This is a genomic window from Thiorhodococcus mannitoliphagus (assembly GCF_010915725.1).
GTDB classification, from domain to species: Bacteria; Pseudomonadota; Gammaproteobacteria; order Chromatiales; family Chromatiaceae; genus Thiorhodococcus; species Thiorhodococcus mannitoliphagus.
Genome location: NZ_JAAIJR010000229.1, coordinates 1 through 4,405, shown reverse-complemented (window position 1 = coordinate 4,405; position 4,405 = coordinate 1). Strand labels below are relative to the sequence as shown.

5 protein-coding genes and 2 pseudogenes are annotated in these 4,405 nt (G+C 59.9%); all 7 read left to right on the top strand.

The window, feature by feature from the left end; translation table 11 throughout:
* A pseudogene (locus G3480_RS25185) lies at window positions 1-279 on the top strand (methyl-accepting chemotaxis protein); the annotation flags it as partial.
* A gap of 12 nt (window positions 280-291) precedes the next feature.
* Entirely contained in the window at window positions 292-843 is a 552-nt protein-coding gene (locus G3480_RS25180; protein WP_164656965.1) for a chemotaxis protein CheW, read from the top strand.
* Window positions 830-1,699, top strand: a complete 870-nt coding sequence (locus G3480_RS25175; RefSeq protein ID WP_164656964.1) for a CheR family methyltransferase — start codon at window positions 830-832, stop codon at window positions 1,697-1,699. Before G3480_RS25180 ends, G3480_RS25175 begins: the two co-directional genes overlap by 14 nt.
* Window positions 1,700-1,803: 104 nt before the next feature.
* Window positions 1,804-2,325: a chemotaxis protein CheD gene (locus G3480_RS25170; protein WP_240906060.1), complete on the top strand. Its 522-nt coding sequence runs from the start codon at window positions 1,804-1,806 to the stop codon at window positions 2,323-2,325.
* Window positions 2,326-2,718: 393 nt separating this feature from the next.
* Window positions 2,719-2,793, top strand: a pseudogene (locus G3480_RS29140) (hypothetical protein); the annotation flags it as partial.
* Between the two features lie 104 nt (window positions 2,794-2,897).
* On the top strand, window positions 2,898-3,122 hold the full coding sequence (locus G3480_RS29135; protein ID WP_338114220.1) for a chemotaxis protein CheW: 225 nt from the start codon (window positions 2,898-2,900) through the stop codon (window positions 3,120-3,122).
* Window positions 3,123-3,225: 103 nt separating this feature from the next.
* The coding region (locus G3480_RS25160) for a CHASE3 domain-containing protein (protein WP_240906059.1) at window positions 3,226-4,405 on the top strand (1,180 nt) is incomplete at its 3' end.

The window sequence follows — 4,405 nt, the reverse complement described above, 5'->3', positions numbered from 1 at the left end:
ATTGGTCAGATCAACGACGCCATGAGCCAACTCGACAAGGCCACCCAGCAGAACGCCTCCTCTTCCGAGGAACTCGCCGCCACGGCCGAGGAACTCAACGGCCAGGCCAGTCAGCTGCAAGAGACCATGTCCTTCTTCCGCACCAGCGCCTCTGGGGGCTCCAGCGTGCGCGCCGCACCGCGCCCGATGCACAGTGGTAGCGGGAAGCGCGCTAGCGATGCTGGCGAGACCGAGGTCGACCTCGACGACTTCGACCAGAAAGACTTCGAGCGCTTCTGATTGGAGGTCGAAATGGGCGAGCTCATGGTAAGCAAGACCGCGACCGAGGCTGGCGTGGACGCCGACGAGGCCGGCCAATACCTGACCTTCGACGTCGGCGAGGAGCGCCTGGCGATGTCGATCGACGCCGTCAAGGAGATCATCGAGACCCCGGTGATCACGCGCGTGCCCATGACGCCGGATTACATCCGTGGCGTGATCAACCTCCGCGGCAGCGTCGTGCCTGTGATCGACCTGGGCGCGCGCCTGGGGCGCGGCGGCATCACCCTGACCAAGCGCAGCTGCATCGTGCTTGTGGAGGTGCGCGTGGGCGAGGAGGGGCATGTGCTCGGGATGCTGGTCGACGAGGTCAAGAACATCCTCGAGATCCCGCGCGAGGACATCAAGCCGCCGCCGGAGTTTGGCTCTGAGATCCGCACGGATTTCATTGCGGCCATGGGCCGGCTGGAGGACGTCTTCGTGATTATTCTCAACGTCGATCACGTGCTCTCCATCCAAGAACTGGCGGCGTTGCAGGCGTTGCGGACGGAGGTCGCCCCAAGCGGCTCCAATGCTCAGTCTTAACTTTGCCTCTCATGCCAACGACACTCCGGTTGAGCGGACCTCGATTGCGGAGGTCGTCCCGCTTGAGGAGGCGGAGTTCGAGCGCTTTCGTCGTTTCATCTATGAGCGGGCAGGCATCAGTCTGGCACCGCACAAGCGCCAGATGGTCAGTGCGCGCCTTCAGCGGCGCTTGAGGGATCTGGGGCTGCGCAGCTTCACCGCCTATCTCGAGCGCGTCTCCGAGCCCGGCCACGACCTCGAGCGCCAGCACCTAGTCGACCTGCTGACGACCAATGAGACCTACTTCTATCGTGAGCCGGCGCATTTCGACTTTCTCCTCCAGCAGGTGCTGCCAAGCTACCGTGGACGTCCGCTGCGCGTTTGGAGCGCGGCTTGCTCGTCCGGGGAAGAGGTCTACACGCTCGCGATGACGCTGGCGGAGGGGCTCGGCATGGAGCAATGGGAGATTCTGGGAACCGACATCAGCTCGCGTGTGCTCGACCAGGCCCGGCGCGCCCTCTACCCCTTGGAGCGGGCCAAGCACTTGCCGCGCGCCTGGCTGTCGAAGTACTGCCTCAAGGGGGTGCGCGCCCAGGCGGGCAATCTTCTGATCGACCCCAAGCTCAAGGCGCGCGTGCGTCTGGTCCAGCATAATCTGATGCAGCCCTTGAAAGAAACGGCATCCTTCGAGCTGGTGTTCTTGCGTAATGTACTGATCTATTTCGATTCCCCGACCAAGCAGCGGGTGCTGAACGCCCTGAGCCAATCCATCGCCCCTGGCGGCTATCTGGTGATCAGTCATGTGGAGTCTCTGCAGGGGCTCCGGACGGATCTTCAGATGGTTCGGCCATCCGTGTTCCGCAAACCGCGGCGTTAAGGCGCTCGCGCGCTCGGTGGCGTTTGCTCAAGACAATGGCGGAGGTGACACGGGTCAGAAAGCGTTTTTTGCGGCCGGGCGAGCACTTTGTCACCCGGGAGCCCATGATGCTTTCGACGCTGCTGGGATCCTGCGTGGCCGTGTGTCTCTTCGATCCGATCGCGCGCGTCATTGGCATGAACCACTTTCTGCTGCCGGTGCGCAATCCAGCGTCCGGACACTTGGCGCTGGATTCGGACGCGGGACGCTACGGCCTGTGGGCGATGGAGATCCTCATCAACGAGGCGCTCCAGCTGGGTGCGCAACGGAAGCGGCTGCGCGCCAAGGCCTTCGGCGGGGCCAATGTCTTGCAGTTGGCCTCACTGGGCTTGCCCGAGCGCGACGGCATTGGCACCGCTAATGTGCAGTTCGTGCGCGGCTTCCTCGAGCAAGATGGCGTCCCGCTCGTGGCCCAGGACCTGGGCGGCGTTAATGGGCGTCAGGTGCACTTCTACGGAGGCGACTACTCGGTCTTCGTCAGACGGATCCCGCGCTCGAACACCACTGGCATCATTGAAGAAGAGCGCGACTATCTGCGGCGCACCATTGCAGTCGAGCAGCGCGGCAGGCCAGCGGATTTCTTCTAGGATGACCATGGGCCTAGAATCCTCGAGGGCGCAAAATGCTTGCAGATGAGTCAAATTTCGATGAAGCGTCCGACCATCCAAGGCCGTCGGGATCGGGATCGGGATCGAACCGACGATAGCGATCCCGATTCCGATAGCGATCCCGTTGGCATGACTCGTCGGTCTGAGGCGAATCCTCTCTAGAGACTTGGGCGGAAGGGGCGACACTCCGCGCGACGGCCGCTCAGAGTGCTTGGGAAGCCAAGGGTTTTTTCGGATGGAGTGGGCTGAGATGCCTCAGGTCAAGGTCGTGATCGTCGAGGATTCGGCACTCGCACCAAGATCACCCGCGTCCTGCCGCTCAGGCTCGCCATCATCGATGATTTTCTCGTTAGGGCCGAGGCCGATCAATACGTGATCCTGCTGTTTCAGGTCGTCGTCTGCGTCGAGATCGACGCCACCCAGACCATCAAGCAGCAGGATCCGCACGCCATCAATCTGCGCGGCGAGGTGCTGCCCTTCATCCGACTCGCCGAGTTGTTCGACAGTCAGCTGCGGGGCAGCGCGACTGTAGGCGCCGTGAGAGCCTGGTCGTGGCGCCTTTCGATCATCACAAGATGGGCCTGGTGGTGGATAGATTCCTGGGCGAGCTGCAAACCGGCATCAAGCCCTTGGGCAAGATTTTCGAGCGTCTGCGTGGCGTGGCGGGCGCGACCATCCTGAGGACGGGTGACATCGCCCTGAGCCTGGATGTGTCCGAGCTGGCTACCATCGCGCACACCAGGGGCGACCGCGCCAAAAAGCGCCAGTCAAGGTGACCAAGTCTGGGGTTCTATTCCTGTTTTTTACCGGCCTGATAATTATTAATCTGAAGGGGATCGGGAAATGCTTGGAAACCTAAAGTTCAGAACTCAGCTTTTTTTGAGCAACGCTCTGATTCTGGCTCTGATGATTGCCATATCAGTGGTTGTCTACCTGAGCATTCATTCACTGCTGCAGAATTTCTACTGGGTTGACCACACCCATGAAGTCCTCGCTGAGGCGTCTAGCATTGAAGCCGCGGCTGTCGATATGGAAACAGGTATGCGCGGCTATCTGCTCGCGGGCAAGGAGGAATTTCTCGCCCCATACAATCGCGGAAAAAAGACCTTTGATGAGCTGATTGACACACTGTCAAAGACGGTCGATGACAATCCTGCTCAAGTAAAGCTGCTGGCGGAGATCAGAGACACCATCGATCAATGGCAAACCGACGTCACCCAACCGGCCATCGAGCTGAGACGCGAGATCGGCGATGCAAAGACCATGAACGACATGGCCAAATTGGTTCAAGAGGCCAGAGGCAAGCAATACTTCGACAAATTTCGTGGGCAGATTGCCACCTTCATCGAACGCGAAGAAAAGCTGATGCAGGCGCGTCAAGCCAAGGCCAAGACCGCCACCGAGATCAATGAGCTGAGGCAGTTGGCCGCCTGGGTTGATCACACCTATGAAGTCATGGCTACCGCAGAGGCGATCCTGGCTGCAGCGGTCGACATGGAAACCGGTATGCGCGGCTACCTGCTCGCTGGCAGGGACGCCTTTCTCGAACCCTATAACAACGGCAAGGAACGTTTTTATGCGCTCGTCGCTTCCTTGTCAAAGACTGTCGACGACAACCCTGCCCAGGTTGCTTTGCTGAAAGAGATCAATACGACGATTACCGGCTGGATCGATAATGTCGTTGAAGGCCAGCTCAACCTGCGCCGCGAAATCGGTGACGCGAAGACCATGGATGACATGGCTAGGCTGGTCGGCGAGGAAAAAGGCAAGGTCTTTTTCGATAAATTCCGTGACCAGATTAAGACCTTCAAGGAAAGAGAAAGCGCGCTCATGGGTGCACGGATGGCATCGCTTGAGTCAACATCGGCCACCGCCGTCAATATCTCCATCTTCGGGACCTTGTTTGCGGTCACCATGGGTATCGCCATTGCGTTACTGCTGATCAGCAACGTCATGAAGAAACTGGGTGAAGAACCGGCCGTGATTGCCGAGATCACGCGTCAGATCGCCAAGGGCGATCTCGCCATCAGCTTCGACCAGACCAAGATGCTTGGGGTCT

Excerpts from the sequence above, each read along its gene's own strand:
- G3480_RS25170 (WP_240906060.1), top strand. The coding sequence starts at position 1,804 with ATGATGCTTTCGACGCTGCTGGGATCCTGCGTGGCCGTGTGTCTCTTC.
- G3480_RS25180 (WP_164656965.1), top strand. The coding sequence starts at position 292 with ATGGGCGAGCTCATGGTAAGCAAGACCGCGACCGAGGCTGGCGTGGAC.
- G3480_RS25175 (WP_164656964.1), top strand. The coding sequence starts at position 830 with ATGCTCAGTCTTAACTTTGCCTCTCATGCCAACGACACTCCGGTTGAG.